Origin of the sequence: Streptomyces sp. NPDC047886 (assembly GCF_043204435.1) — a bacterium.
Classification (GTDB): Bacteria; Actinomycetota; Actinomycetes; order Streptomycetales; family Streptomycetaceae; genus Streptomyces.
In genome coordinates, this window is record NZ_JBIDCF010000016.1 from 18,854 (window position 1) to 42,694 (window position 23,841).

Here is a 23,841-nt window from a genome sequence, read left to right on the forward strand (position 1 = left end):
ATGGACCGAGGACAGGGACCGAGGACAGCGAAGGGACATCAGATGGGGACCGAGACCGCTGAGGCGACCGTCGAGCCGCCGAGGGGGCGGCAGCGGGGCCGGGTGGTGATCGACTGGCTGACCACGACGGATCACAAGAAGATCGGGCACCTCTATCTGATCACCGCGTTCGGCTTCTTCCTGGTGGCCGGGGTGATGGCGCTGCTGATGCGCGCCGAACTGGCCCGCCCCGGGCTGCAGCTGATCAGCAACGACCAGTTCAACCAGATGTTCACGCTGCACGGCACGATCATGCTGCTGCTGTTCGCGACGCCCACCTTCGCCGGCTTCGCCAACGAGATCGTGCCGTTGCAGATCGGGGCGCCCGACGTGGCCTTCCCCCGGCTGAACATGTTCGCCTACTGGCTGTTCCTCTTCGGGGGGCTGATCGTGCTGGGATCGCTGCTCCTGCCGAGCGGCCCCGCGAGCTTCGGCTGGTTCGCGTACGCGCCGCTGAACTCGATGGTGCACTCCCCCGGTCTCGGCGCCGACCTGTGGATCATGGGTCTTGCCCTCTCCGGCTTCGGCACGATCCTCGGCTCGGTCAACTTCCTGGCCACCATCATCGGGATGCGCGCCCCGGGCATGACGATGTTCCGGATGCCGGTGTTCACCTGGAACGTGCTGTTCACCTCGATCCTCGTCCTCATCGCCTTCCCGGTACTGGCTGCGGCGCTGCTGGTGCTGGAGGCGGACCGGCAGTTCGGCTCGGTGGTGTTCCACGGCGCCAACGGCGGTGCGCTGCTGTGGCAGCACCTCTTCTGGTTCTTCGGCCATCCCGAGGTGTACATCATCGCGCTGCCGTTCTTCGGGATCATCACCGAGATCATCCCGGTCTTCTCCCGGAAGCCGATCTTCGGCTATCTGACGCTGGTCGCGGCGACCATGGCCATCACGGGGCTGTCCGTGGTCGTGTGGGCGCACCATATGTTCGCGACCGGAGCCGTACTGCTGCCGTTCTTCTCCTTCATGTCGTTTCTGATCGCCGTGCCGACCGGGGTGAAGTTCTTCAACTGGACGGGGACGATGCTGAAGGGCTCGCTCAGCTTCGAGACGCCGATGCTGTGGGCGGTCGGCTTCCTGGTGTCGTTCCTCTTCGGCGGGTTGACCGGGGTGATCCTGGCCTCGCCGCCGATGGACTTCCACGTCACGGACAGCTACTTCGTGGTGGGCCACTTCCACTACGTCGTCTTCGGCACGGTCGTCTTCGCGACGTTCGCGGGCTTCTTCTTCTGGTGGCCCAAGTTCACTGGGAAGATGCTGGACGAGCGGCTCGGCAAGATCCAGTTCTGGACGCTGTTCGTGGGCTTCCACACCACGTTCCTGGTGCAGCACTGGCTGGGCGCCGAGGGCATGCCGCGGCGGTACGCGGACTATCTCGCCGCTGACGGCTTCACGGTCCTGAACACGGTGTCGACCATCGGCGCGTTCCTGCTGGGCCTCTCCACGCTGCCGTTCCTGTACAACCTCTGGAAGACCGCGCGGTACGGCGAGAAGGTCACTGTGGACGACCCCTGGGGATTCGGGCGGTCCCTGGAGTGGGCGACGTCCTGTCCGCCGCCCCGCCACAACTTCAGGACCATCCCGCTCATCCGCTCGGAGTCACCGGCGTTCGATCTGCACCACCCGGACTACGCGGCGTTCCAGCGGGCCACGGAGCCCGGTCCAGAGCCCGGGAGAGCCGGTCACGGACCGTCCTGATCCGGTCGTTCAGCTCCGGCGGCTCCACCACCTCGAACTCCAGGTCCATCAGCACCACATGGATGACGAGGACGTCCAGGCTCGCGGCGCCGGTGTGCAGCAGGCACGTCGCGTCGGTCTCCGCCTCCAGCACCCCGTCCGACGGGCCGACCACCCTGGCCGCCTCGGTGGCGGAGGTGTGCAGCCGGATCACGGCCTTCGCCGCGTACGCCGCCGTCGACACACCCCGGGAGACATAGGCCGCCAGGTCGTCGGCGGGCGGGGTACGCGGCGTGAAACGCGGCCCGTGCGGCGGCCTCGGGGTGACCCGGTCGACGCGGAACGTCCGCCAGTCGGCGCGCTCCACGTCCCAGGCGACCAGGTACCAGCGGCGTTCGGTGCACACCAGCCGGTAGGGCTCGACGGTGCGGCGCGTGGTGGAGCCGTTGTGGTCGCGGTACTCGAAGCGGAGCCGCTCGCCGTCCCGGCAGGCGGCCGCCAGTTCGGTCAGCACGGCCGGGTCGGCCTGCTGTCCGGGCAGCGGGGTGCGCAGCATCGGCACGGTGTAGCCGGTCAGGGCGCCGACCCGGCGGCGCAGCCGGTGCGGCAGCACGTGCTCCAGTTTGGCCAGGGCGCGTACGGAGGTCTCGCCGATGCCCTCCACGCCCTGCCCGGCGGCGGTGCGCAGCCCGACGGCGACGGCCACGGCCTCCTCGTCGTCCAGGAGCAGCGGCGGCAGTTCGGCGCCGACGCCGAGCTGGTAGCCGCCGCCGGTGCCGGGTGTGGCGTTCACGGGGTAGCCGAGCTCGCGGAGCCGGTCGACGTCCCGCCGGATGGTGCGCGGGGTGACGCCGAGCCGCTCGGCGAGGTCGGCGCCCGACCATTCGCGGTGTGCCTGGAGCAGTGAGAGCAGGCGCAGCAGTCGTGCCGATGTCTCCAACATGGGGGTGAGTCTGCCAGCCGTCGCGGACAGGTACGGTCCGCGACGGCCGGCCCGCGCGACCGGTGACGGCCGGCTCGGCGGCCGGCGGACCGTCAGCCGGTGACGGGGGCCACGCGCACCCCGAGATCGTTGTCCGCGGTGTAGCAGGGGGCCGCGCGGTAGCCCTCGCCGTGGTGCTCGGGGTACACGAAGATGTTCTTGCGGTCCCAGACGTCGTCGAGGATGCGGGAGACCCTCACCGGTTCCGCCCCGGTGTCGGGACGCAGCCACAGCTGCCACAGCCGCTGCTGTGCCAGGGGCTGTTCGGCGAGCCGCTCGTACGGCAGCGTGAAGGTGAACGTGTTGCCGTCGCCGCGCGCCGGCACCTGGTGCGTCCGCTCGCCCGACCGGGCCTCGGCGACCGCGCCGGGGCCGAGCTCCGCCCCGTACAGGACGCCCTCGACGGTGCAGGTGCCCTCGCCGACGGCGATGGCGCCCGCCTCGGCGTGCGGGTGGCGCACCCAGCTGCGGACGGCGAGGCGGCCTTCCGCCGTCGGGTACGGCACCCGTACGGCGACCGGGCCGCCGGGCTCGGGCACCCGGTCGAGCAGGGCGCGCACGTCGCGGATGCCGGGCTCGACGGGGTGGTCGCCGACGTACGCGTCCCAGCGGCCCTCGGCGAGCTCGACCGTGCTGGGCAGCACGGCCCGCACGTGTCCCTCGGTGCTCGGGGTCAGCGGCAGCCTGGCCTCGTCGGAGGGACCGCTGCCGCCGCGTCTGCGCAGCACCAGGACGGGTTCGGCCGCCTGGACGTCCGCTATGTCGAAGGTGATGCCGCCGGCGGAGTCCGCCACGCAGTCCGCGCGGGGCGTGCCGTGCTCGACGGTCATGGAGTCGGTCATGCGCGCTTCCCCTTCCGGAGCACGTCGGCGGCCTGGTAGCGGACGGCGTACGCGGCGTCGAGCACCGCGCCCCGGGTGCGGTGGAGCAGGTCGTGGGCGCGGCCACGGGAGTGCTCGCCCGCGCCGCCCCGGGCGACGAGTTCGGTGAACAGCGCCTCGTGCCGCTCGGCGATCCGTACCGGGTCGAAGCGTTCCGACGCGGCACGGGCGGCGCGGCCGGTCCTGCGCCGCAGTTCGTCGTCCTCGATGAGGGCGAGCAGCGCGTCGGCGACGGCGTCCACGTCCCCGACCGGGACCAGCCGGCCGTCGACGCCGTCCTCGATGATCTCGCCGGGGCCGTGCGGGCAGTCGGTGGACACGACGGGCAGGCCGCAGCGCATGGCCTCGACGATGGTCATGCCGAACGATTCCAGGCGTGAGGTGACGGCCGCGATGGAGCCCTTGACCCACTCGGGCTCCAGCGGGTTCGCGGTGCCCATGAGGAAGACGTGGTTGTGCAGCCCGTGACGCTCGATCAGGGCGCGCAGGGCGTGCTTCTCGTTGCCGGTCGCGTCGCCGGAGCCGTAGATCCGCAGCCGCCAGTCGGGACGGGCGGCGACGACCTTCGCGAACGCCTCGACCAGCAGGTCGTACCGCTTGACCCGGGTCAGCCGGCCGGCCGCGACGACCCATTTGGCGGTGGAGTCGGCGGGCGGCACGGTCGGCGCGGGCACGCTGTTGGGTACGGCGTCGATGCGTACGCCGGGCAGCTTCAGTCTGCTCCGGTAGGAGCGGGCGTCGGCCTCGGTGACGGTCGTGACCGCGTCCAGGAGGGGGTAGCGGAAGCAGATCTCCCGGCGGAGCCGGTAGCCGTGGCTGTCCAGCGTCAGGTGCTCCTGGCCGACGCGGACGGGGCCGCGCCGTGCCTGGCGGGCGATGTGGACGTTGAGCCCGGGGCGGGTGCCGACGACGACGTCCGCCTCCAGGGACTTCAGATGGGCGGCGATCCTGGCGTCGGTGAGCCTGCTGTACTGCTTCCAGCGGCCGTCGCCGCGCGGGAAGACCTTGGCGGGCTTCTTGTAGTCCGGGTGCCCGCCGTCGTAGGTGGGGCTGTTCTTGCGCAGGTCGACCAGGTGCCTCATGGCCACGCCGGGGGGTGCGCCGAGCGTCGGCTCCTCGCGGTGCCGGAAGACCGAGACGATCTCGACATCGTGCCGTTCGGCCAGGGCCTGGGCGAGGTTGAACGTCGTACGGATCGTGCCGCCGATCCCGTAGGCGTTGTGGAGCAGAAAAGAGATATGCATCGCGTCGCCGCGTCCCCCAGGTCCGACCATTCCGGTGTTGTGCGTCAAAGGTGGACTGTACTTGGCTTTCACGGGCGCTTTCACGGGCGGTAACCGAGCTGGGGGACGGTGGCGCAGTTCGTCGTCATGTCGCCGCCCTCGGTGACCCAGCCCCGGCCGTCCCGCCAGCGGGCGACGGACAGGCAGGCGCGCCGGGTCGCGGGGGGTTCGGCGAGGTGCTCGAAGCGGACGGGCAGCAGCAGTCCCCGGGCGGTGTAGGGCTCGGCGCGGTTGAGGAACCGTTCGACGCACGCGCGCGTGAGCCCGGTCTTCGCGTCCTTCAGGCAGGAGCGGGCGGCGTCGGTGAACCACATGGCGGCGGCCCAGCCCTCCAGTTGCCACTGGGAACGGGTCCGGGTGCCCTCGGCGTGGGCGTCCATGGCCGCGCGGAACTCGCGTACGGCCGGGTGCGTGGTCTCGTCGTGGTTGCGGCTGGAGCCGGTGACCCACAGCGCGTTGCGGCAGCGGGGGGCGTCCCGGTAGTCGTCGGGGACGGTGGAGGACCAGTTCTGCACGTTGGTCACCTTGGCCGTGACGGTCAGCCCGACGGCGTCCATGGCCTGGCAGAGCCGGGCGTTGCCGTGGCTGTCGAGCGCGTCGAAGACGACGTCGACGCCCTGGGAGCGCAGGTCGGCGGCGACGGCACGGAAGTTGGGCAGGGCGAAGTCGACCTGCTCGGTGACGACCCGGTAGCCCTCCGCCCGCAGCCCCCTGGCGACCAGCCGGGCGTACGCGGCGGACGCGGCCTGGTTGTAGGAGACGACGGCCGCGGTGCGGGCGCCCCGCTCGCGCTTGAACCAGCGGTACACCTCGGTACCGCCGTACAGCACGCCGTTCCAGCCCGGCCGGCCGCCGGTGCGGGGCGCCGAGCTGCCGTAGATGCCGTACAGATGCGGGTACGTGTCGTACGCGGGGCCGATGGGCTGGCCGCCGATGTCGGGGACGCCGGCGGCGGCGACGCGCGGCGCGCCCGCGTAGTCGAGGGCGGTCGTCGCGACGAGGGCGAAGACCCGGCGGTCGTCGACGAGCTCGTTCACGCAGGCGTTGTTGCCGACGCCGCTGCCCCCGTCGTCGCAGGTGAAGACCTCGACGCGGTGCCCGTCCAGGCCGCCGCGCGCGTTGAGCGCGGCGAAGTACGCCTGTGCCCCGTCGCGCGGGCCGATGAACGCGGCGCCGCCGACGGGGCTGGTCGCGCTGGTGATGATGCCGACGCGGACGGGGGCCCCGCCGGGGGGTGTGGCCGGGCGGCCGGTCCCGAAGTCGCTCTCCGGCAGCCGGCTGCCGCAGGCGGCGCTCAGGGTCAGGAGCGCCGCGAGCGACAGGGCCTCAGCAACCCGGCATCGGCGTCGCATTGCCGCTGAGCTTCACCAGCGCGCAGAGCGTCTTCTGGGAGACCTTCCAGGTGTCGTCCTGGAGGACGGAGGTGCCCTTGGAGTCCGGCAGCGCGGGCGTGCCGCCGACGAGCAGGTCATAGGTGACGTCCGCCTTGTCGGCGGAGGTGAAGGCGACGTCCTTGATCTTCACGGAGGTCTTGGCGGCGTTCGGGTCCTGCGAGAAGGCGGTGAGGACCGGCCGCAGCTGCTCGCCGTTCTCCAGCACCTCGGCCTTGTCGTCGATGGACGCCTGGGGATCGAAGAAGGTCGCCCAGTTCTCCTCGATCTCCTCGCGGGCCTCGGCCTGGTCGGCGGGCGCGTTCGCGGTCATGGTCGGCGCCGGCGTCCCGGTCGCCGTCGGCAGCGGGGATGACGTCGGTTCGGTATCGCCGTTCCCGTCGCCGTCGCCGCAGCCGGCGAGCGGTACGAGCACCAGCACCGCGGCGACCGCCAAGGCCGCGGTACGCGGGTGCCTGCCGAGAGTCTTATGGACCATGTGGCTCACCACCGGGTTGGGTTTCTGCGCGCGGGCAGGGTGCGTTCAGGGGCATAGTGCCATTCATGGGCATAGTGCAAGGAACCACCCCTTATCGCCAGCCGGAGGAAGCCGATGCCGACATCGCGACTGCTGTGGTGGGGCGGGCTCGCCGCGGCCGCGGCCGGCGCCGTGCTGTGTGTGCTCGGCTGGTACGGGGTGGCCGGTGAGCGGTTCGCGGAGCGGCAGCTGCCCTATCTGGCGTCCTCGACCGTGCCCGGCGCCGCGCTGATCGTGTCCGGCGCGGTCCTGGTGGCCGCGGTGGGCCGTCCGGGGCCGCCGCACGCCCGTCCGGGGGACACCGCGCCCGCACCGGCGGACGGCTTCCGCGCGTCCTCGGACGAGCCCCCGGTGCGGGTGCCGGGCGGCACGCTCGCGCACCGCCCGGACTGCCCCCTGGTGGCCGGCAAACCGGAGGCGACCCCGGTCGGCGACACCGCGCTCAGCCCGTGCCCGGTCTGCGCACCCGACGTACGGGCCACACCCCGGAGCGGGACCCCGGAGAACGGGGCCGGGGAGGGAACCCCGGAGAACGGGGCCCGGGGCGGGACGCCGGAAGGCGGGGCCGCGCCGGGCGGGCCGGGGGGCGGGACCGCCGGGAACGGGCCGTGAGCTCCCTCACCGTCGAACTCCTCCTCGCCGGGCTGGCGATCGGCAGCGCGGCCGCGCTGACCGGCATCGGACTGATCGTCACCTACCGGGCCACCGGCGTGCTCAACCTGGCGCACGGCGCGATCGCCATGGTCTGCGCCTACGTCCTGCGGCAGCTCGCGATCGAGTGGGGATGGCCGCTGCCGCTCGCCGCGTGCGTGACACTGCTGGTGGTGGCGCCCGGGATCGGGCTCCTCATCGACCGGGCGGTGTTCCGCCCCGCGGCGGTGCTCGGCGCCGACCCGGCCCAGACGCTGGTGGCGTCGATCGGCGTGTTCGTGCTACTCGTCGGCGGCGCGGCGCTCGTGTGGGGCGGCGGGGCGCGGGCGGACGCTCCCGTACTGCTCGGCGACGACCCGTGGGCGCAGCTCGCGGTGGTCGTGCTGGTGGCGTGCGCGGTGGGGGCCGTGACCCGGTGGACCCGGCTGGGGCGGGAGCTGCGGGCGGTGGTGGACAACCGGGCGCTGGCGTCCCTGGGCGGTATCGACGCGGACCGGGTGGCGGCGGTCGGCTGGGCGTTCGGGGCGGGCACGGCCGGGCTGACCGGTGTGCTGCTCGCCCCGTACCTGCGGCTCGACCCGTACGCGCTGCCGCTGCTGGTGGTCGAGGTGATCGCGGTGGCGGTGGTCGCCCGGATGCGGAGCCTGCCGGTGGCCGTGGCGACGGCGCTGGTCATCGGGGTGGGGCAGGCGCAGCTGACCCGGTTCCACCCGGAGGGGTGGGCGGGGCCGCTCGTCCAGGCCGTCGGGGCCAACCTGTTCGTCGTGGCCCTGCTCGTGGCCGCGCTGGCGCTGCCCCGGGTGGGCGGACGGGACGCGCTCGCCCCGGCGGCGACCGGCGGGGCGCGGGTACCGCCGGGGCTGTGGGTGGTGGTGGGCGTGCTGTTCCTGCTGCCCCTGGGGTTCGCGGGCGGCGACCTGCGCACGGCGGTCCAGGTGCCCGCGCTGGCGGTGATCCTGCTGTCGCTGGTCGTGGTGACGGGCCGGGGCGGGCAGATCGCGCTGGGTCAGGCCGCGTACGCGGGCCTCGGCGCGCTCTTCACCGCGCTGCTGGCCGCCGGGCGGCTGCCGGGCCTCCCCCGGCTGCCCGAGCTGGTCGCGCTGCTGGCGGCGACGGCGCTGGTGGCCCCGCTGGGGCTCGCGACCGGCTGGCCCGCGATCCGGCGGCAGGGGCTCGCGCTGGCGCTGGCCACCCTGGCGGTGGGCGTGGCGGTGAGCCGCTTCGTGTTCGCGCAGCCGTACGCCACGGCGGGCCTGTACGTGTCCCGCCCGGCCGGGTTCCTGTCGGACCGGCGCTACTACGTCCTGGAGCTCGCGCTGCTCGCGTGCGCGCTGGTGGCCGTCGCCGCGCTGCGGCGGGGCCGCACCGGCCGGGCGCTCGCCTGCGTGCGCGACCACGCGGCGGGCGCGGCGGCGGCCGGTGTGCCGGTGCCGTCGCTGAAACTGCTCGCGTTCGTGGCGGGCGCGGCGCTGGCGGCGCTGGGCGGCGGGCTGCTCTCCATGGGCGTGCGCGCCTTCGACCCGGCGGCCTACGACCCGGTGCGCGGCCTGCTGTGGTTCGCCGCTGTCCTGGTACTCGGCGCGGACAGCCTGCTGGCGCCACCGGCGGCGGCCGCGCTGCTGGTGGGCCTGGACGCGGGCGCCCGGGGCGGCGCCGCGGCCGCCGCGATCGGCCTGCTGGCCGCGCTGACGGCCCGCGTACCGCCGCTGACGTCGCTCCTGCGCGGCCGGCGCGCCCCCGCGCCCGCCGCCCGCCCCGATGCCACGCCCGCGCCCCCGCCCCCGTCGCCGTCCCCCGCCGACGGCATCCCGGCCGGCCCCGCCACGCCGTCCCCGGCCCGCTCCCGCGCCCCGTCCAGCGCGCCCGTCGCGAACCCGCCCGGTGTGCGGCGCTCCCGGGTGCGGGCCCGGGGGCTGACCGTGCGGTACGCCGGGGTCACCGCGCTCGACGGGGTGGACATCGACGTGCCGTGCGGGCGCGTCACGGCACTCGTGGGCCCCAACGGCGCAGGCAAGAGCACGCTGTTCCACTGTCTGGCCGGAACCGTGCGCCCGACATCGGGACGGGTCACGCTCGACGGCCTCGACATCACGGCGCGGCCCGCCCATGCCCGTACCCGGCTGGGCATCGCCCGGACGTTCCAGGAACTCGCCGTCTTCCCGTCCCTGACCCTCGCCGAGAACGTCCGCGTCGGTGCCGAGCAGGGGCGCGTCCGCGACGATCCGTACGCCGCCGAACGGGCCCTGCGCCTCATGGGCCTGACCGGCCCGCTCGGTGCCCTGCCCGCGCGTGAGCTGTCCACCGGCACGCTGCGCCGCGTGGAGCTGGGCCGGGCGCTGGCGGGACAGCCGCACACCCTGCTGCTGGACGAGCCGGCGGCCGGGCTGGACAGCGCCGAGACGGAGGCGCTGGCCCGTGTCCTGGCGGCGCTCGCGGCCGACGGCACGGCCGTCCTGGTCGTCGAGCACGACCTCGATCTCGTCGCCGACATCGCCCACACCGTTCATGTCATGGAGGCGGGGCGCATCGTGTCATGACCGTCGAGATGGAGCTCCGCGCGGTCCACGTGCGCTACGGCCCCCTGGAGGCGCTGCACGGCGTCGACCTGGCCGTGCCCGCCGCGACGGTCACCGTGCTGCTCGGGCGCAACGGCTCCGGCCGTACGACGCTGCTGCGCACCCTCGCCGGGACGGTACCGCTCGCCTCCGGCCGCGTCCTGTGGCGCGGCGCCGACGTCACCGGGCTGCCCGCGCACGAGCGGGCCCGCCGGGGCCTGCGCTTCGTACCGGACCTGCGGGCGGTGTACGCCACGCTCAGTGTCGCCGAGAACCTGGAACTCGCGGCGCCCCGGGGCGACTTCGCGGCCGCTCTCGACGCCTACCCGCCGCTCCGCCCGCTCCTCGCCCGCCGCGCCGGCACCCTCTCCGGCGGCGAGCAGCGGATGCTGGCCGTGTCCCGGGCCCTGCTGCCCACCCCGGGCGGGCCCGCGCGTGTCGTCCTCGTGGACGAACCGGCGCTCGGTATGTCCGCCGAGCCCTCGGCCCGCACCTACGCGCTGCTGGCCGGGCTGACGAGGCGGGGCACCGCCGTCGTGGTGGCCGAGCAGCGGGTACCGGCCGGGCTGCCGCCCGGGACGCTGGTCCATGAACTGCGGCGCGGTGCCGTCGCCTTCAGCGGTGAGCCCGGTGAGCGGACGGCCCCCGGCGAGCGAGCGGTCCCCGGGCGGGGCTCCGACGCCGCCGGGCGGGGCGCTACGTCGCCGGAATGACCAGCATGGTTCCGGGCACGATCCGGTCGGGGTCGGCGCCGATGAGGTCCTTGTTCGCCTCGTACATCGCCTTCCAGCCACCCTTGACCTTGAAGCGGCGGGCGATCGAGGAGAGCGTGTCCCCCGGCTGGACGGTGTGGACCCGGCCGGACAGCCCGTAGCGGCGGGAGCACTCGGGCCATGCCTCCCACCCCTGCCAGCGCAGCACCTCCTCGGCGACGGTGATCTGCTGCGCGCGCGTGGCCAGGTCGGCGCGCGGCGCGAACGCGAGCCCCCCGTACCGCTCCCAGGTCGACTGCTTGAACTGGAGCCCGCCGTAGTAGCCGTTGCCGGTGTCGAGGTCCCAGCGCCCGCTGCTCTCGCACGCGGCGATACAGCCCCACGGCCAGTCGTCGGGGCAGTCGTAGGGCGTGCCGGTGCCGTCGGTGAAGTGCGGGTGGTCGTGGGCCAGGTCCGGGGCGCCGGGGTGGCCGGGTCCCGGCGCCGGCGGGGGCGGGGGCGACGGGAGCGCGCCGCCCCGGGCACCGGCTCCGGCGGGTACGAGGGCGAGCAGGGCTGCGGCCAGCATCGAGGCCGGCCAGAAACGGAACGTCGGAAGCGTCGGCATCGGCCCACGCTAGGGGCGTGCCCGCGCCGCCCCCGTGCGCCGCGCGGCCCGACCTCCCGCCGGCCACCCGGTCGGCGCCGGTGCGGCCCGGTCGCCGCCCGCCCGACGCCGCACCGACCAGGCGGGGCGGGCAGGCGAGGCGGGCGGGCGGGCGGGCAGGCAAGGCGACCGGGGGCCGGGCAGGCGAGGCGGGCGGGCCGGGCGCTCCTGGGCGGCGTCCCTGACAAGCTTCGGGCGATACCGGGCACCGGTCGGCCGATTCCGGGCATCCAGGCGCCAGCGGGCGGCACCGGTAGGGCATCGGTCGGGCGATCCCGGACACGGCTCGTGCAGGCCCGAGCATGCGCCGATCACCGCCGCGTACGGCTCGATTCGGTCGGGCCGCGCGCGTGACTCCGGCCGCGGCATTCCCGTTGAACTCGTCATGAGACGTGCCGGGATCCGCCCGGCATCGCACGCAACAAGTCCGAGGGAGCCCCCCGTGCCGCGCATGCTCGACGTCAGCGAGGACGTACGTGCCGAGATCGGTGACGAAGAAGCCGACCGGCTGCTCGCCGGCGAGAACGCTCCGGGCAGCTACGACTGCACCTCCTGCCGCACCCCGGGCGACTCCGAGCAGGAACGCACCAGCACCGTGCTGTTCGTCGGAGACGAGACCGCCGTCCTGGCGTTCGCCCACGCCACCTGCATCCCGTCCCAGGTCGTCAAGGTCTCCGAGGCCCAGCTGCAGGGCGCGGTCAGGTCGATCACCGGTGAGGAGCCGCAGGTTCCCGCCCCCGCCGCCGCGCCGCTGCCCGCGTCGGGCGAGCAGGCCGTGCTGGGCGTCACGAGCGGTCTCGTGCTGATCGAGGGCGAACTGCACCCGGCCCTCGTCGTGGAGCCGACGGACCCCATCGCCAGGCCGGGCTCAACCGGCGGCAGCGACGAGTTCCTGCCGCTCCTCATCGAGCAGGGCTTCCTGCCGGTGTCCGACGTGAACCAGAAGCCGTCCGTGCTCGGCGGGTGGTCCGTGCTGCTCGCCATGGGCCAGCTGCACGCGATCCTGCAGCCGGGCACCGGCGGCGGCAGCCCGGTGGCCTGGTGGCAGGCCCACCAGCCGCTCCAGGTGACCGAGGGCTGGCGGGCCGCCGCCAACAAGTCCCACACGGTCCTGGTCTTCGCGGCGCCGGTCGGGTCCATCGGCCAGCAGCCGCGTGAGGACCTGCTGCGCGACGCGCTGGAGAAGGCGGCGGCCAACGGCCGTCTGGTCGCCGCGGCGATGCCGCTCGCCGGCACGTCCTGACGGCCGGGGAATCCCGCTGATGGAAGCGGTGCGCCCCGCCTTACGCCCCGCGTTTCCCCCGCCCGGGCCGCATCCGACGGGCGGCGGGGTCGTTGGCACCTACGTGCAGCACTCTTACGAGCACTCCCGCCAGCCGTACCAGCACATTCCCGCCATGCGCCCGGCGCAGGACGGCCCGTCCGCCCCTTCGGCGACACCGATCTACGACGCCCTGTACTCCGAGTACCTCAGGGCGTTCAGGACGCTGCCGGGCGACCGCAGCGGTGAGGAGGACCTCGGTTTCAAGGCCTTCGGTATCGCGCCCTACTCGGGCCGTACCGGGCCGGTCGGTGCCTACTCCAGCCACGGGCACGGCGTGGGGTACCAGTCCCAGACGCAGAGCGGCGGCCCGTACGCCGGTTACGCGGCGGCCCGGCCGCACGCGGGCCACACGGGACACCTGCCACTGCCCGCGGCACTGCCACCGGCGCCGCGCAGAGGGCTGTGAACGACGGCGGGGCCGGAGCGGACGACATCCGCTCCGGCCCCGCCGTTTCGCTCACTTCTTCTTGCCGCGCTTCTCGCGGACCCGGACCGAGATGTGGATCGGGGTGCCCTCGAAGCCGAACTCCTCACGCAGCCGCCGCTCCACGAACCGGCGGTAGCCGTGCTCCAGGAAGCCCGAGGCGAACAGCACGAACCGCGGCGGCTTGGTGCCCGCCTGCGTACCGAACAGGATGCGGGGCTGCTTGCCGCCGCGGATCGGGTGCGGGTGCGCGGCGACCAGCTCGCCCAGGAAGGCGTTGAGGCGGCCGGTGGGGACACGGGTCTCCCAGCCCGCCAGCGCCGTCTCGATCGCCGGGACGAGCCGGTCCATGTGGCGGCCGGTGCGGGCCGAGACGTTGACCCGGGGGGCCCACGCGACCTGCTGCATCTCGGTCTCGATCTCGCGCTCGAGGTAGTAGCGGCGCTCCTCGTCCAGGTCGTCCCACTTGTTGTAGGCGATGACGAGCGCGCGCCCGGCCTCCACGGCCATGGTGATGATCCGCTGGTCCTGGACGCTGATGGAGTCCGTCGTGTCGATGAGGACGACGGCGACCTCGGCCTTCTCGACGGCGGCGGCCGTGCGCAGCGAGGCGTAGTAGTCCGCGCCCTCCTGCAGGTGGACCTTCTTGCGGATGCCGGCGGTGTCCACGAACTTCCAGGTGGTGCCGCCGAGTTCGACCAGCTCGTCGACCGGGTCGCGGGTGGTGCCGGCCAGCTCGTTGACGACGACCCGCTCCTCCCCCGCGATCTTGTTGAGCAGGGAGGACTTGCCGACGTTCGGGCGGCCGATCAGCGCGATGCGGCGCGGACCGCCGACGGCGCTGCCGAAGGTCTGCTCGGGGGCGTCGGGCAGGGCCTTGAGGACCTCGTCCAGCAGGTCGCCGGTGCCCCGGCCGTGCAGCGCGGACACCGGGAACGGCTCGCCAAGGCCGAGGGACCACAGCATGGCCGCGTCGGCCTCGCCGGACGGGCCGTCGACCTTGTTCGCGGCGAGGACGACGGGCTTACCGGCCCGGCGCAGCAGTTTGACGACGGCCTCGTCGGTGTCGGTGGCGCCGACCGTGGCGTCCACGACGAAGACGACGGCGTCGGCGGCCTCGATGGCGTACTCGGCCTGGGCGGCGACAGAGGCGTCGATGCCGAGGACGTCCTGCTCCCAGCCGCCGGTGTCGACCACCTTGAAGCGGCGGCCGGCCCATTCGGCCTCGTAGGTCACGCGGTCGCGGGTGACGCCGGGCTTGTCCTCGACCACGGCCTCGCGGCGGCCGATGATGCGGTTCACCAGGGTCGACTTGCCGACGTTCGGACGGCCGACGACGGCCAGGACCGGCAGCGGGCCGTGCCCGGCCTCCTCGATCGCGCCTTCGACGTCCTCGATGTCGAAGCCCTCTTCGGCGGCGAGCTCCATGAACTCCGCGTACTCGGCGTCGCCAAGTGCCCCGTGGTCGTGCTGGTCGTTCATGAAGTCCGTTCCTCGTTCATTCGTGGTGGTCGGTGAGCCTCCGGGAAGCCCGGAAGGCCCACTACTCAAGTGTCGCCCGGCGCCCGGTGAGGCGCCTGGCGTTCTCCAGGTGGACGGTGAGCCGCCCCTGGATGCGTACGGTGGCGTCGTCCAGCGCCCTGCGGGTGCGGCGGCCGCTGCCGTCGCCCGCGTCGAACGCCTCGCCGAAGACGACGTCGACGCGGCTGCGCAGCGGCGGCACGCCCCGTATCAACCGGCTGCGGCGCTCATTGCTTCCCAGGACGGCGACCGGGACGATCGGGGCGCCGGACCGTACGGCGAAGTAGGCGAGGCCCGCGCGGAGCGAGGCGAAGTCGCCCTCGCCACGCGTGCCCTCCGGGAAGATCCCCAGGACGCCGCCGCCGGCCAGGACGTCCAGGGCGCCGGAGATGGCGGTGCGGTCGGCGGCCGACCGGTCGACCTTCAGCTGCCCGATGCCCTCCAGGAAGGGGCCGAGGGGGCCGGTGAAGGCCTCCTTCTTGATGAGGAAGTGCACCGGCCGCGGCGCCGTCCCCATCAGCATCGGGCCGTCGAGGTTGTGCGCGTGGTTGACCGCGAGGATGACGGGCCCGGAGGCCGGTACGCGCCAGGCACCGAGGACGCGCGGCTTCCACAGCCCGTACATCAGGCCGATGCCGATGCCGCGCCCGACGGCGGCACCCTTCGCGGACGGGGTCACCGGGCGGCCGCCCGCTTCTCCTCGACCAGGGTGACGACGCACTCGATGACCTGCTGCAGCGTCAGCTCCGTGGTGTCCACCTCGACGGCGTCGTCGGCCTTGGCGAGCGGGGACGTCTTACGGCTGGAGTCGGCCGCGTCCCGCTTGATCAGGGCCTCCCTGGTGGCGGCGACGTCCGCGCCCTTGAGCTCGCCGGAGCGGCGGGCGGCACGGGCCTCCGGGGACGCCGTGAGGAAGATCTTGAGGTCGGCGTCCGGCAGCACCGTCGTACCGATGTCGCGGCCCTCGACCACGATGCCGTGCGGGGCGGCCGCGGCGATGGACCGCTGCAGCTCGGTGATGCGGGTGCGGACCTCGGGCACGGCGCTGACGGCGCTGACCTTGGAGGTGACGTCCTGGGTGCGGATCGGGCCGCTGGCGTCGGCGCCGTCCACGGTGATCGTCGGGTGCGACGGGTCGGTGCCGGACACGATGACGGGCTTTCCGGAGGCGGCCGCCACGGCGTCGGCGTCGGTGACGTCGACCCCGTTGGTGACCATCCACCAGGTGATCGCGCGGTACTGCGCGCCGGTGTCCAGGTAGCTGAGCCCCAGCTTGGCGGCGACCGCCTTGGACGTGCTCGACTTGCCCGTGCCGGAGGGGCCGTCGATGGCGACGATCACGGATTCCACGGTGGCGGACACCTTCCTGGTACGCGGGAGCGGGCCGGCCGGTTGCCGAGGGGCCCCGCACAAGGTTACCGACTGTCGCCACCGGTCCTCGCACCCATTCGGCCCACCCCGGGCGACCGGCTACTGCCGGAGCGCCCAGCCGCGCTCGCGCAGCGCCGCCGACAGGGCGGGAGCCGCCGACGGCTCCACCATCAGCTGCACCACACCCGCCTGCTGACCGGTCGCGTGCTCGATGCGGACGTCCTCCACGTTGACTCCGGCGCGGCCCGCGTCGGCGAAGATGCGGGCGAGCTCGCCGGGCTGGTCGCTGATGAGGACGGCCACCGTCTCGTACGCCGTGGGGGCCGTGCCGTGCTTGCCGGGTACGCGGAGGCGGCCGGCGTTGCCGCGGCGCAGGACGTCCTCGACGCCCGCCACGCCCTCGGTCCGCTTGTCCTCGTCGGCGGACTGCAGGGCGCGCAGCGCCTGGACCGTCTCGTCCAGGTCGGCCGCGAGTCCGGCGAGTACGTCCGCGACGGGCCCGGGGTTCGCGGAAAGGATCTCCACCCACATCCGGGGGTCGGACGCCGCGATCCGGGTCACGTCCCGGATGCCCTGCCCGCAGAGCCGTACGGCGGTCTCGTCGGCGTCCTCCAGGCGCGCGGCGACCATGGACGAGACGAGCTGCGGGGTGTGCGAGACCAGCGCGACCGCCCGGTCGTGGGCGTCGGCGTCCATGACGACGGGCACCGCCCGGCACAGCGCGACCAGCTCCAGCGCGAGGTTGAGCGCCTCGGTGTCGGTGTCACGGGTGGGGGTGAGGACCCACGGGCGGCCCTCGAAGAGGTCGGCGGTCGCGGCGAGCGGCCCTGAGCGTTCCTTGCCCGACATGGGGTGGGAGCCGATGTAGGGGGCCAGGTCGAGGCCCATGGCCTCCAGCTCCCGCCGGGGTCCGCCCTTGACGCTGGCGACGTCCAGGTAGCCGCGGGCGAGCCCGGCGCGCATGGCGTCGGCGAGCGCGGCCGCCACATGGGCCGGGGGCACGGCGACGATCGCCAGGTCGACGGGGCCGTCGGGCGCCGTGTCGGTGCCGGCGCCGCGGGCGGCGGCGGTGTGCGCGCTGGCCGGGTCCCGGTCGATCAGGTGGACGGCGACACCGCGGCCGGTGAGTGCGAGCGCGGCGGAGGTACCGATCAGTCCGGTTCCGATGACGACGGCGGTTCTCACTGGGCGATGTCCTTGCGCAGGGCGGCCGCGGCGCCGAGGTAGACGTGGGCGACGGCGGACTTGGGCAGGTCGGTCTCGATGTGCGCCAGCAGCCGGACGACGCGCGGCATCGCGCCCGCGATGTCGAGCTCCTGTGCGCAGATGAACGGTACGTCGGTGATGCCGAGCTCGCGGGCGGCGACGGCCGGGAAGTCGCTGTGCAGGTCGGGGGTGGCCGTGAACCAGACGCTGATCAGGTCGTCGGCGGTGAGCCCGTTGCGTTCCAGTACGGCGGTGAGCAGCGCGCCGACCCGGTCCCGCAGGTGCGCGGCGTCGTCCCTGTCCAGTTGGACGGCCCCTCGGACCGCTCGTACCGCCACGTCTGCTCCTCCGCCTGTGCCGCCGGGCCGCGCGCCGGCCGACGGCGCGTGCTGTGCGCGTTCAGCCTAGTCGGCGCGGTGGGGACGGGTCGCGGACGGCCGGGCGCACCCCTGTCACGCGGGCGCCTGGCGGGCCGCGCGACACTGGCGGCATGCTGCTTCATGTCGTACCCCTGGACGAGTGGTCCGCCGATCCCGGCCACCCGTACGCGCCCGCCTCGCTCGCCGACGAGGGGTTCGTGCACTGCTCGCCGGACGGCGCGGTGGCGCTGGCCGTCGTGGACGCCCACTACCGGGACGTGCCGGGAACGCTGCTGGTCCTGGTCGTCGACGAGGCCCTGCTCGACGCGGAGGTGCGCTGGGAGGGCTCGGAGGACGTGCTGTTCCCGCATGTGTACGGTCCGATCGACCGGGCCGCCGTCACGGCGCTGCTGGAGGTGCGCAGGGACGAGGAGGGCCGGGCCGTGGAACTCACTCCCTGGGCGTAGCCCTCGGCGCGGGTTCCCTCGCCGACGGTTCGGGGATGGCCACCATGGCCCCATGAGTCCGACCCCGGGTCACACCCCCGCCGCCGCGCCCGCGCCCGCCGCCGCCACCGCCGCCGCGCCCGCCACCCCCACCGTCGCCGCGCCCGCCGCCGCGTTCACGCCTCGCCGCCGTACCGTCCTCGTGGCGACCGCCGCCGCCTCCGCCGCCGCCCTGGTGTCGGGCTGCGGCGGCGGTGAGGACTCCCCGGCCGGTGAGGCCACCCCCGAGGAGCTCGCGAGGACCACGGACATCCCGGTCGGCGGCGGCAAGGTGTTCGCCGACGCCAAGGTCGTGGTGACACAGCCGGAGGAGGGCGAGTTCAAGGCGTTCTCGGCGATCTGCACGCACCAGCGGTGCACGGTCGGCTCGGTCGCGGACGGCCTCATCACATGCCCCTGCCACGGCAGCAGGTTCCGTGTCGCGGACGCCTCGGTCGCCGCCGGGCCCGCCACCCGGCCGCTGCCCGAGCGGCGGATCAGCGTCTCGGGGAACAGCATCCGGCTGGCATAGGGTCGGCCGCATGATCCACGGCATACCTCCCGAAGAGCTGGTGCGCGACCACACGATCTACGCGTGCGTCATGGGGTCGCGGGCCTTCGGACTCGCCACGGCGGGCAGTGACACCGACCGCCGTGGCGTCTTCCTCGCCCCGACACCGCTGCAGTGGCGGCTCACCAAGCCGCCCACGCATGTGGAGGGGCCGGCGGACGAGCAGTTCAGCTGGGAGCTGGAGCGCTTCTGCGAGCTCGCGCTGCGGGCGAACCCCAACGTCCTGGAGTGCCTGCACTCCCCGCTCGTGGAGCGGATCGACGACACGGGCCGCGAACTCGTCGCGCTGCGCGGCGCGTTCCTGTCCCGCCGGGCCCACGACACCTTCGTGCGGTACGCGGTCGCCCAGCGCCGCAAGCTGGAGGCGGACGTACGGCAGCACGGCGCGCCCCGCTGGAAGCACGCCATGCACCTGCTGCGCCTGCTCGGCAGCTGCCGGGACCTGCTGCGCACGGGCGAGCTCGTGATCGACGTCGGCGACGACCGGGAGCGGCTGCTCGCCGTCAAGCGCGGCGAGGTCCCCTGGGCGGAGGTCCTGTCGTGGATGACCCGCCTGACGGACGAGGCCGGCACCGCCGCCACCAGGTCCCCGCTCCCACCCAAACCGGACCGCGCCCGGGTGGAGGACTTCCTCTACCGCACCCGTCTCCGCTCAGCCCTCGGCGGGGCGGCCGGCCCGGCGGACCCGCACGACGAAGTCGTGGAGCGCCTCCTGCGCCGAGGGGGCCCCCGGTAGCGCGGAGGCGGCCCGCGCCTCGTCCAGGACCGCGTGCAGCGCCTCCACGTCGGCGCGCACGGCGTCGGCGCCCGTCTCGGCCCGCCCGTGCTCGGCCTCGGCCTTGGCCGCGATCAGCTCCGGCAGGTACGCCGGTGCCGCGACCTCCTCCACGAGCGTCGGCAAGTGGGCCACCACGGCGCCGGAGCGCATCAGGTGGATGCCGGTCAGCAGCGCCCGGAAGGTGTAGAGCAGCGGCTTGAGCTCTCCGGTCTTCTCGAACAGGCGCCACTGGGTGGCGGCGAAGCCACGGTAGTGATGCGCGTGGTGGGTGGTGAGCACGCCCGGCGCCAGCGCCACCAGTTCGGCGTGGGCGGCGGTCGTGTGCGCCACCAACGGCGAGAGCAGCTGTTCCAGTACGTAGCCGTTGCGCCGCAGCATCAGCCGTACGAACTTCCGCAGGTCGTGCGTGACGAGGTCCATCTCGACCCGGTCCCGCTCCCACATGCGCGACCGGGTCTCCTCCGGCTCGCGCAGCCCGATCAGCGCGTCCACCGGCAGCAGGTGCGCGCCCCGCAGGTCCACGTCCGAGTCACGGGACGGGAAGCCGTACAGGTGCGCGCCGGAGACGGTGGCGAAGAGGAGGGGATCGGGCTGCTCGGCGACGACGGAGGCCAGGTCCAGGCGTTCGATCATGCGATCAAGCATCCCAGAGGGCGCCCAGCGTCAGGAGCTCGCTGCGGTACTCGACGCGTTCCGCCCATTCCTTGGGCCAGGCCTCGGCGCCCAGGTGGGCGCCCGCGAAGGCGCCGGCGAGGCACGCGATGGAGTCGGAGTCGCCGCTCGTGCAGGCGGCCCGGCGCAGGGCGGTGACGGGCTCCTCGGGGAAGAGCAGGAAGCACAGCAGGCCCGTCGCGAGGGCCTCCTCCGCGATCCAGCCCTCGCCGGTCAGCAGGCACGGGTCGGTCTCCGGGTTCGCGGTGCGCACGGCGGCCTCCAGCCGTTCCAGGGCGGCCAGGCACTCGTCCCAGCCGCGCTGGATGTAGTGCTCCGGGGTGGGGTCCTGGGCGCGGGTCCACAGGTCGCCGAGCCACTTGGCGTGGTAGCGGGACCGGTTCTCGTACGCGTACGAGCGCAGCAGCCCGACCAGGCCGAGCGGCTCGGCGCCGCGCGACAGCAGGTACACCGCGCGGGCGGTGAGGTCGGAGGCCGCCAGCGCGGTCGGGTGCCCGTGCGTGAGGGCGGCCTGCAGCTGGGCGGCGCCCGCCCGCTGTTCCTCGCTGAGCCCCGGTACGAGGCCGAGGGGCGCGACCCGCATGTTGGCGCCGCAGCCCTTGGAGCCGGTCTGGCTGGCGTCCTGCCAGGGGCGGTCGCTGTCCAGGGCACGGCAGGCGGTGAGGCACGTGTTGCCGGGGGCGCGGTTGTTCTCGGGCGAGTGGTACCAGGCGACGAACTCGTCCCGCACGGGCGGGGTCAGCCGCGGCGGGGCCAGCACGCCCCTGTCCATGGCGGTCCGGATGCCGCGAGCCAGGGCCAGGGTCATCTGGGTGTCGTCGGTGACGAACGCGGGCTTCGGCAGCGGCATCTCGCGCCAGGGGCCGCACTTGGCGAGGATCAACGGTACGTCGTTGAACTCCGTCGGGAATCCCAGCGCGTCGCCGAGCGCCAGCCCGATGAGGGAGCCGGTGGCCGCCTGCTTGGTGGCGGTCCTCGTGGTGGTCCTGGTGGTGGTCCTCGTGGTGTTCATGTTCCGGTCTCCCGTCCTTCCGGTCGCAGCAGCGGTGGGTGCAGGGCGGTCGCGTCACCCGCCCGGTACAGAGCGGCCGGTTTCCCCCGTCCGCCGGTGAGGCGCGGTGGTCCTTCGACGGCCCGGACGAAACCGGGCGTGGCGAGGACCTTGCGCCGGAAGTTGGGGCGGTCGAGTTCGACGCCCCACACCGTCTCGTACACCTGCCGCAGCTCGCCGAGAGTGAACTCGGGCGGGCAGAAGGCGGTGGCGAGGCAGCTGTATTCGAGCTTGGCGCCGATGCGGTCGTGGGCGTCGGCGAGGATCGTGTCGTGGTCGAAGGCCAGGGGGCCGTACGTGCCGTACGGCAGCCACTGGGCGTGTGCCGCGTCGCCGCCGCCGCGCGGTTCCGGCAGGTCGGGGCCGAGCGCGGCGTACGCGACGGAGACCACCCGCATCCTGGGGTCGCGGTCCGGGTCGCTGTAGGTGCGGAGCTGTTCCAGGTGGAGGTGGCCGACGGTGGTGTCGGAGAGGCCGGTCTCCTCGGCGAGTTCACGGCGGGCCGCCTGACCCGCGGACTCGCGCGGCAGGACGAAACCGCCGGGCAGTGCCCAGCAGTCCTTGTACGGCTCCTCGCCCCGCCGTACGAGCAGGACGTGGAGCCGTTCCTCGCGGATGGTGAAGACCGCGAGGTCGACGGTGACGGCGAACGGTTCGAAGGCGTACGGGTCGTAGCCCTCGGGGGCCCGGCCTGCCTGGGCGTTCATCGCTGCTCCGGGGTCGCGTCGTGGTGGTGTGCGGCTCCGGCGGCACTGGTCCACCCCCGTGGGTCCAGGTCCGCCCGGCGCCGCACACCGACTCCTTAAGAGTCACTGTGACTATAAAGCCGGACGGGTGTGTCCCACAAGCACGAGAGTCCGCGGCCGTGCGAAACGGCCGCGGACTCTCGCGGGGTGGTCCGGGGTTGCCCGGGGGCGCGGCGCGGGTGCGCGGGTTACCCGGGGCGGTTCGGCGGGCGCGGCCCTTACAGGCCGACCTCCTTCATCAGCATGCCGACCTCGGTGTTGGTCAGCCGGCGCAGCCAGCCCGACTTCTGGTCGCCGAGGGCGATCGGCCCGAACGCGGTGCGGACGAGCTTCTCGACCGGGAAGCCCGCCTCGGCGAGCATGCGGCGCACGATGTGCTTGCGACCCTCGTGCAGCTGCACCTCGACCAGGTAGTTCTTGCCGGTCTGCTCCACGACCCGGAAGTGGTCGGCGCGGGCGTAGCCGTCCTCCAGCTGGATGCCCTCCTTGAGCCGCTTGCCCACCTCGCGCGGGAGCGGGCCGGTGATGGCGGCCAGGTAGGTCTTCTTCACGCCGTACTTCGGGTGCGTCAGCCGGTGGGCCAGCTCGCCGTGGTTGGTGAGCAGGATGATGCCCTCGGTCTCCGTGTCGAGCCGGCCGACGTGGAACAGCCGCGTCTCACGGTTGGTGACGTAGTCGCCGAGGCACTGACGGCCGTCGGGGTCCTCCATGGTGGACACCACGCCGGCGGGCTTGTTCAGGGCGAAGAACAGGTACGACTGGGTGGCGACGGTCAGTCCGTCGACCTTGATCTCGTCCTTCTCCGGGTCGACGCGCGTGCCCTGCTCGATGACGATGCTGCCGTTCACCTCGACACGGCCCGCGTCGATCAGCTCCTCGCAGGCGCGCCGCGAGCCCATGCCGGCCCGCGCCAGCACCTTCTGCAGCCGCTCGCCCTCCTGCTCGGCGCCGGGGAAGGTCTTGGGCGTCTTGATCTGCGGCTTGTTCGCGTACCGCTCGCGGTTGCGCTCCTCGATCCGGGCGTCCAGCTCGCGCGGGCGCGCCGGAGCCGTACGGCCGCCGCCGCGCTGGGGCGACTGCCGGGGCCCGCCCTTCGCGCCGCCGCGGGCCGCGGCGCCACGGCCGCGCTTCGGGCCGTCGGACGTGCCGCCCACGTCGTAGCTGCGCTCCTCGGGGCGGGGCTTGCGGGGCCTGCCCTGCTTGTCGTCGCGGCTGTTACCGGCACCCCGGTAATCGCCGCGGCCACCGCTGCCGCCGCGGCCACCGCTGCTGCCGCGGCCGCCGCTGTTGCCACCACGGCTCCCGCCGTTGTTTCCGCTGCTGTTCCTGCCGCTGCTGCTTCGCATCAAAGTTCCGTCTTGTCGTCTGCGTCCTCGGAACCCGGCGCATCGGGTGCGTCCGGGTCGAACGACGGGACCCCTTCCAGCGTGTCCGCCTCGATCGCGTCCGCCTCGGGGAGGAAGGGCGCGAGCTCCGGCAGCTCGTCCAGGCCGCGCAGGCCCATCCGCTCCAGGAAGTAGTTCGTCGTCCTGTACAGGATCGCACCTGTTTCGGGTTCCGCGCCCGCCTCCTCCACCAGACCGCGCTGGAGGAGGGTCCGCATGACCCCGTCGCAGTTCACTCCGCGCACGGCCGAGACCCGCGACCGGCTGACGGGCTGGCGGTAGGCGACGACCGCGAGGGTCTCCAGGGCCGCCTGCGTCAGCCGGGCCTGCTGGCCGTCGAGGACGAAGTTCTCCACGGCCGGGGCGTAGGCGGGACGGGTGTAGTACCGCCAGCCGCCCGCGACAAGACGCAGCTCGAAGCCCCTGCCCTGGACGTCGTACTCGTCGGCCAGCTCGCGCAGCGCGTCGGCGACCTCGCGGCGGGGCCGGCGGAGGACCTGGGCGAGGTGCTCCTCGGTGGCGGGCTCGTCGACGACCATGAGGACGGCCTCCAGGGCCGGCTTGAGCGCCATGGCCTCCGGCTCCGCCCCGCCGCCGGTTGCCAGGTCGT

24 protein-coding genes and 1 pseudogene are annotated in these 23,841 nt (G+C 73.8%); 9 read left to right on the forward strand and 16 right to left on the reverse strand.

Annotated elements, in window-relative coordinates:
- The first annotated feature begins 42 nt into the window (after positions 1-42).
- Entirely contained in the window at positions 43-1,740 is a 1,698-nt protein-coding gene (gene ctaD / locus ACGF5U_RS31090; RefSeq protein ID WP_392715421.1) for a cytochrome c oxidase subunit I, read from the forward strand.
- Here ctaD and ACGF5U_RS31095 read toward each other — a convergent pair.
- The 5 genes from ACGF5U_RS31095 to ACGF5U_RS31115 form a co-directional block, all read right to left on the reverse strand.
- Positions 1,628-2,662: a helix-turn-helix transcriptional regulator gene (locus ACGF5U_RS31095; protein WP_392715422.1), complete on the reverse strand. Its 1,035-nt coding sequence runs from the start codon at positions 2,660-2,662 to the stop codon at positions 1,628-1,630. The two genes, ctaD and ACGF5U_RS31095, sit on opposite strands and share 113 nt — an antisense overlap.
- 92 nt (positions 2,663-2,754) lie before the next feature.
- The gene (locus ACGF5U_RS31100; protein WP_392715423.1) at positions 2,755-3,543 is read right to left on the reverse strand and encodes a hypothetical protein; all 789 of its coding nucleotides are present in this window, start codon (positions 3,541-3,543) and stop codon (positions 2,755-2,757) included.
- Complete coding sequence (locus ACGF5U_RS31105) at positions 3,540-4,826, reverse strand: glycosyltransferase family 4 protein (RefSeq protein WP_392715424.1); 1,287 nt, start codon at positions 4,824-4,826, stop codon at positions 3,540-3,542. Before ACGF5U_RS31105 ends, ACGF5U_RS31100 begins: the two co-directional genes overlap by 4 nt.
- Before the next feature lie 80 nt (positions 4,827-4,906).
- The gene (locus tag ACGF5U_RS31110; protein WP_392715425.1) at positions 4,907-6,217 is read right to left on the reverse strand and encodes an ABC transporter substrate-binding protein; all 1,311 of its coding nucleotides are present in this window, start codon (positions 6,215-6,217) and stop codon (positions 4,907-4,909) included.
- Complete coding sequence (locus tag ACGF5U_RS31115; RefSeq protein WP_392715426.1) at positions 6,192-6,734, reverse strand: hypothetical protein; 543 nt, start codon at positions 6,732-6,734, stop codon at positions 6,192-6,194. Before ACGF5U_RS31115 ends, ACGF5U_RS31110 begins: the two co-directional genes overlap by 26 nt.
- Positions 6,735-6,848: 114 nt before the next feature.
- Here ACGF5U_RS31115 and ACGF5U_RS31120 point away from each other — a divergent pair.
- The 3 genes and pseudogenes from ACGF5U_RS31120 to ACGF5U_RS31130 all read left to right on the forward strand — a co-directional run.
- Positions 6,849-7,241: pseudogene (locus ACGF5U_RS31120) on the forward strand (hypothetical protein); the annotation flags it as partial.
- Positions 7,242-7,381: 140 nt separating this feature from the next.
- Positions 7,382-9,961, forward strand: a complete 2,580-nt coding sequence (locus ACGF5U_RS31125) for an ATP-binding cassette domain-containing protein (RefSeq protein WP_392715427.1) — start codon at positions 7,382-7,384, stop codon at positions 9,959-9,961.
- Positions 9,958-10,692 (forward strand): ATP-binding cassette domain-containing protein, encoded by a 735-nt coding sequence (locus ACGF5U_RS31130; RefSeq protein ID WP_392715428.1) that lies wholly within the window; start codon positions 9,958-9,960, stop codon positions 10,690-10,692. The genes ACGF5U_RS31125 and ACGF5U_RS31130 overlap by 4 nt, the downstream gene beginning before the upstream one ends.
- Here ACGF5U_RS31130 and ACGF5U_RS31135 read toward each other — a convergent pair.
- Positions 10,676-11,299: a transglycosylase family protein gene (locus ACGF5U_RS31135; protein ID WP_392715429.1), complete on the reverse strand. Its 624-nt coding sequence runs from the start codon at positions 11,297-11,299 to the stop codon at positions 10,676-10,678. The two genes, ACGF5U_RS31130 and ACGF5U_RS31135, sit on opposite strands and share 17 nt — an antisense overlap.
- Before the next feature lie 481 nt (positions 11,300-11,780).
- Here ACGF5U_RS31135 and ACGF5U_RS31140 point away from each other — a divergent pair, with 481 nt between their 5' ends.
- Positions 11,781-12,581 (forward strand): hypothetical protein, encoded by an 801-nt coding sequence (locus ACGF5U_RS31140; protein ID WP_392715430.1) that lies wholly within the window; start codon positions 11,781-11,783, stop codon positions 12,579-12,581.
- Positions 12,582-12,735: 154 nt separating this feature from the next.
- Positions 12,736-13,068: a hypothetical protein gene (locus ACGF5U_RS31145; RefSeq protein WP_392715431.1), complete on the forward strand. Its 333-nt coding sequence runs from the start codon at positions 12,736-12,738 to the stop codon at positions 13,066-13,068.
- Between the two features lie 51 nt (positions 13,069-13,119).
- Here the strand turns inward: ACGF5U_RS31145 and der are convergent, their stop codons facing one another.
- The 5 genes from der to aroH form a co-directional block, all read right to left on the reverse strand.
- The gene (gene der / locus ACGF5U_RS31150; protein ID WP_392715432.1) at positions 13,120-14,568 is read right to left on the reverse strand and encodes a ribosome biogenesis GTPase Der; all 1,449 of its coding nucleotides are present in this window, start codon (positions 14,566-14,568) and stop codon (positions 13,120-13,122) included.
- Between the two features lie 61 nt (positions 14,569-14,629).
- Positions 14,630-15,232 (reverse strand): lysophospholipid acyltransferase family protein, encoded by a 603-nt coding sequence (locus ACGF5U_RS31155; protein WP_392715479.1) that lies wholly within the window; start codon positions 15,230-15,232, stop codon positions 14,630-14,632.
- Positions 15,233-15,282: 50 nt separating this feature from the next.
- Positions 15,283-15,969 (reverse strand): (d)CMP kinase, encoded by a 687-nt coding sequence (gene cmk, locus ACGF5U_RS31160; protein WP_392715433.1) that lies wholly within the window; start codon positions 15,967-15,969, stop codon positions 15,283-15,285.
- Between the two features lie 108 nt (positions 15,970-16,077).
- On the reverse strand, positions 16,078-17,163 hold the full coding sequence (locus ACGF5U_RS31165; RefSeq protein WP_392715434.1) for a prephenate dehydrogenase: 1,086 nt from the start codon (positions 17,161-17,163) through the stop codon (positions 16,078-16,080).
- The gene (gene aroH, locus ACGF5U_RS31170) at positions 17,160-17,522 is read right to left on the reverse strand and encodes a chorismate mutase (protein WP_392715435.1); all 363 of its coding nucleotides are present in this window, start codon (positions 17,520-17,522) and stop codon (positions 17,160-17,162) included. The genes ACGF5U_RS31165 and aroH overlap by 4 nt, the downstream gene beginning before the upstream one ends.
- A 152-nt stretch (positions 17,523-17,674) precedes the next feature.
- Between aroH and ACGF5U_RS31175 the strand changes: the two genes are divergently transcribed.
- The 3 genes from ACGF5U_RS31175 to ACGF5U_RS31185 are packed head-to-tail and all read left to right on the forward strand — an operon-like array spanning position 17,675 to position 19,335.
- Positions 17,675-18,010 carry a DUF952 domain-containing protein gene (locus ACGF5U_RS31175; RefSeq protein WP_392715436.1) on the forward strand — a complete coding sequence of 112 codons (336 nt, stop codon included), beginning with the start codon at positions 17,675-17,677 and terminating at the stop codon, positions 18,008-18,010.
- Positions 18,011-18,062: 52 nt separating this feature from the next.
- Positions 18,063-18,560 (forward strand): Rieske (2Fe-2S) protein, encoded by a 498-nt coding sequence (locus tag ACGF5U_RS31180; protein WP_392715437.1) that lies wholly within the window; start codon positions 18,063-18,065, stop codon positions 18,558-18,560.
- A 10-nt stretch (positions 18,561-18,570) separates the two neighbouring features.
- Positions 18,571-19,335, forward strand: a complete 765-nt coding sequence (locus ACGF5U_RS31185) for a DNA polymerase beta superfamily protein (RefSeq protein WP_392715438.1) — start codon at positions 18,571-18,573, stop codon at positions 19,333-19,335.
- Here ACGF5U_RS31185 and ACGF5U_RS31190 read toward each other — a convergent pair.
- From ACGF5U_RS31190 to scpB, 5 genes are all read right to left on the reverse strand, one after another.
- Positions 19,252-20,010 carry a DNA polymerase beta superfamily protein gene (locus ACGF5U_RS31190; protein WP_392715439.1) on the reverse strand — a complete coding sequence of 253 codons (759 nt, stop codon included), beginning with the start codon at positions 20,008-20,010 and terminating at the stop codon, positions 19,252-19,254. The genes ACGF5U_RS31185 and ACGF5U_RS31190 overlap by 84 nt on opposite strands.
- A 4-nt stretch (positions 20,011-20,014) precedes the next feature.
- The gene (locus ACGF5U_RS31195; RefSeq protein ID WP_392715440.1) at positions 20,015-21,061 is read right to left on the reverse strand and encodes an ADP-ribosylglycohydrolase family protein; all 1,047 of its coding nucleotides are present in this window, start codon (positions 21,059-21,061) and stop codon (positions 20,015-20,017) included.
- The gene (locus ACGF5U_RS31200; protein ID WP_392715441.1) at positions 21,058-21,807 is read right to left on the reverse strand and encodes an NUDIX domain-containing protein; all 750 of its coding nucleotides are present in this window, start codon (positions 21,805-21,807) and stop codon (positions 21,058-21,060) included. Before ACGF5U_RS31200 ends, ACGF5U_RS31195 begins: the two co-directional genes overlap by 4 nt.
- Positions 21,808-22,064: 257 nt before the next feature.
- On the reverse strand, positions 22,065-23,192 hold the full coding sequence (locus ACGF5U_RS31205) for a pseudouridine synthase (protein ID WP_392715442.1): 1,128 nt from the start codon (positions 23,190-23,192) through the stop codon (positions 22,065-22,067).
- Entirely contained in the window at positions 23,192-23,803 is a 612-nt protein-coding gene (gene scpB, locus ACGF5U_RS31210; RefSeq protein WP_392715480.1) for an SMC-Scp complex subunit ScpB, read from the reverse strand. Before scpB ends, ACGF5U_RS31205 begins: the two co-directional genes overlap by 1 nt.
- Positions 23,804-23,841 lie beyond the last annotated feature (38 nt).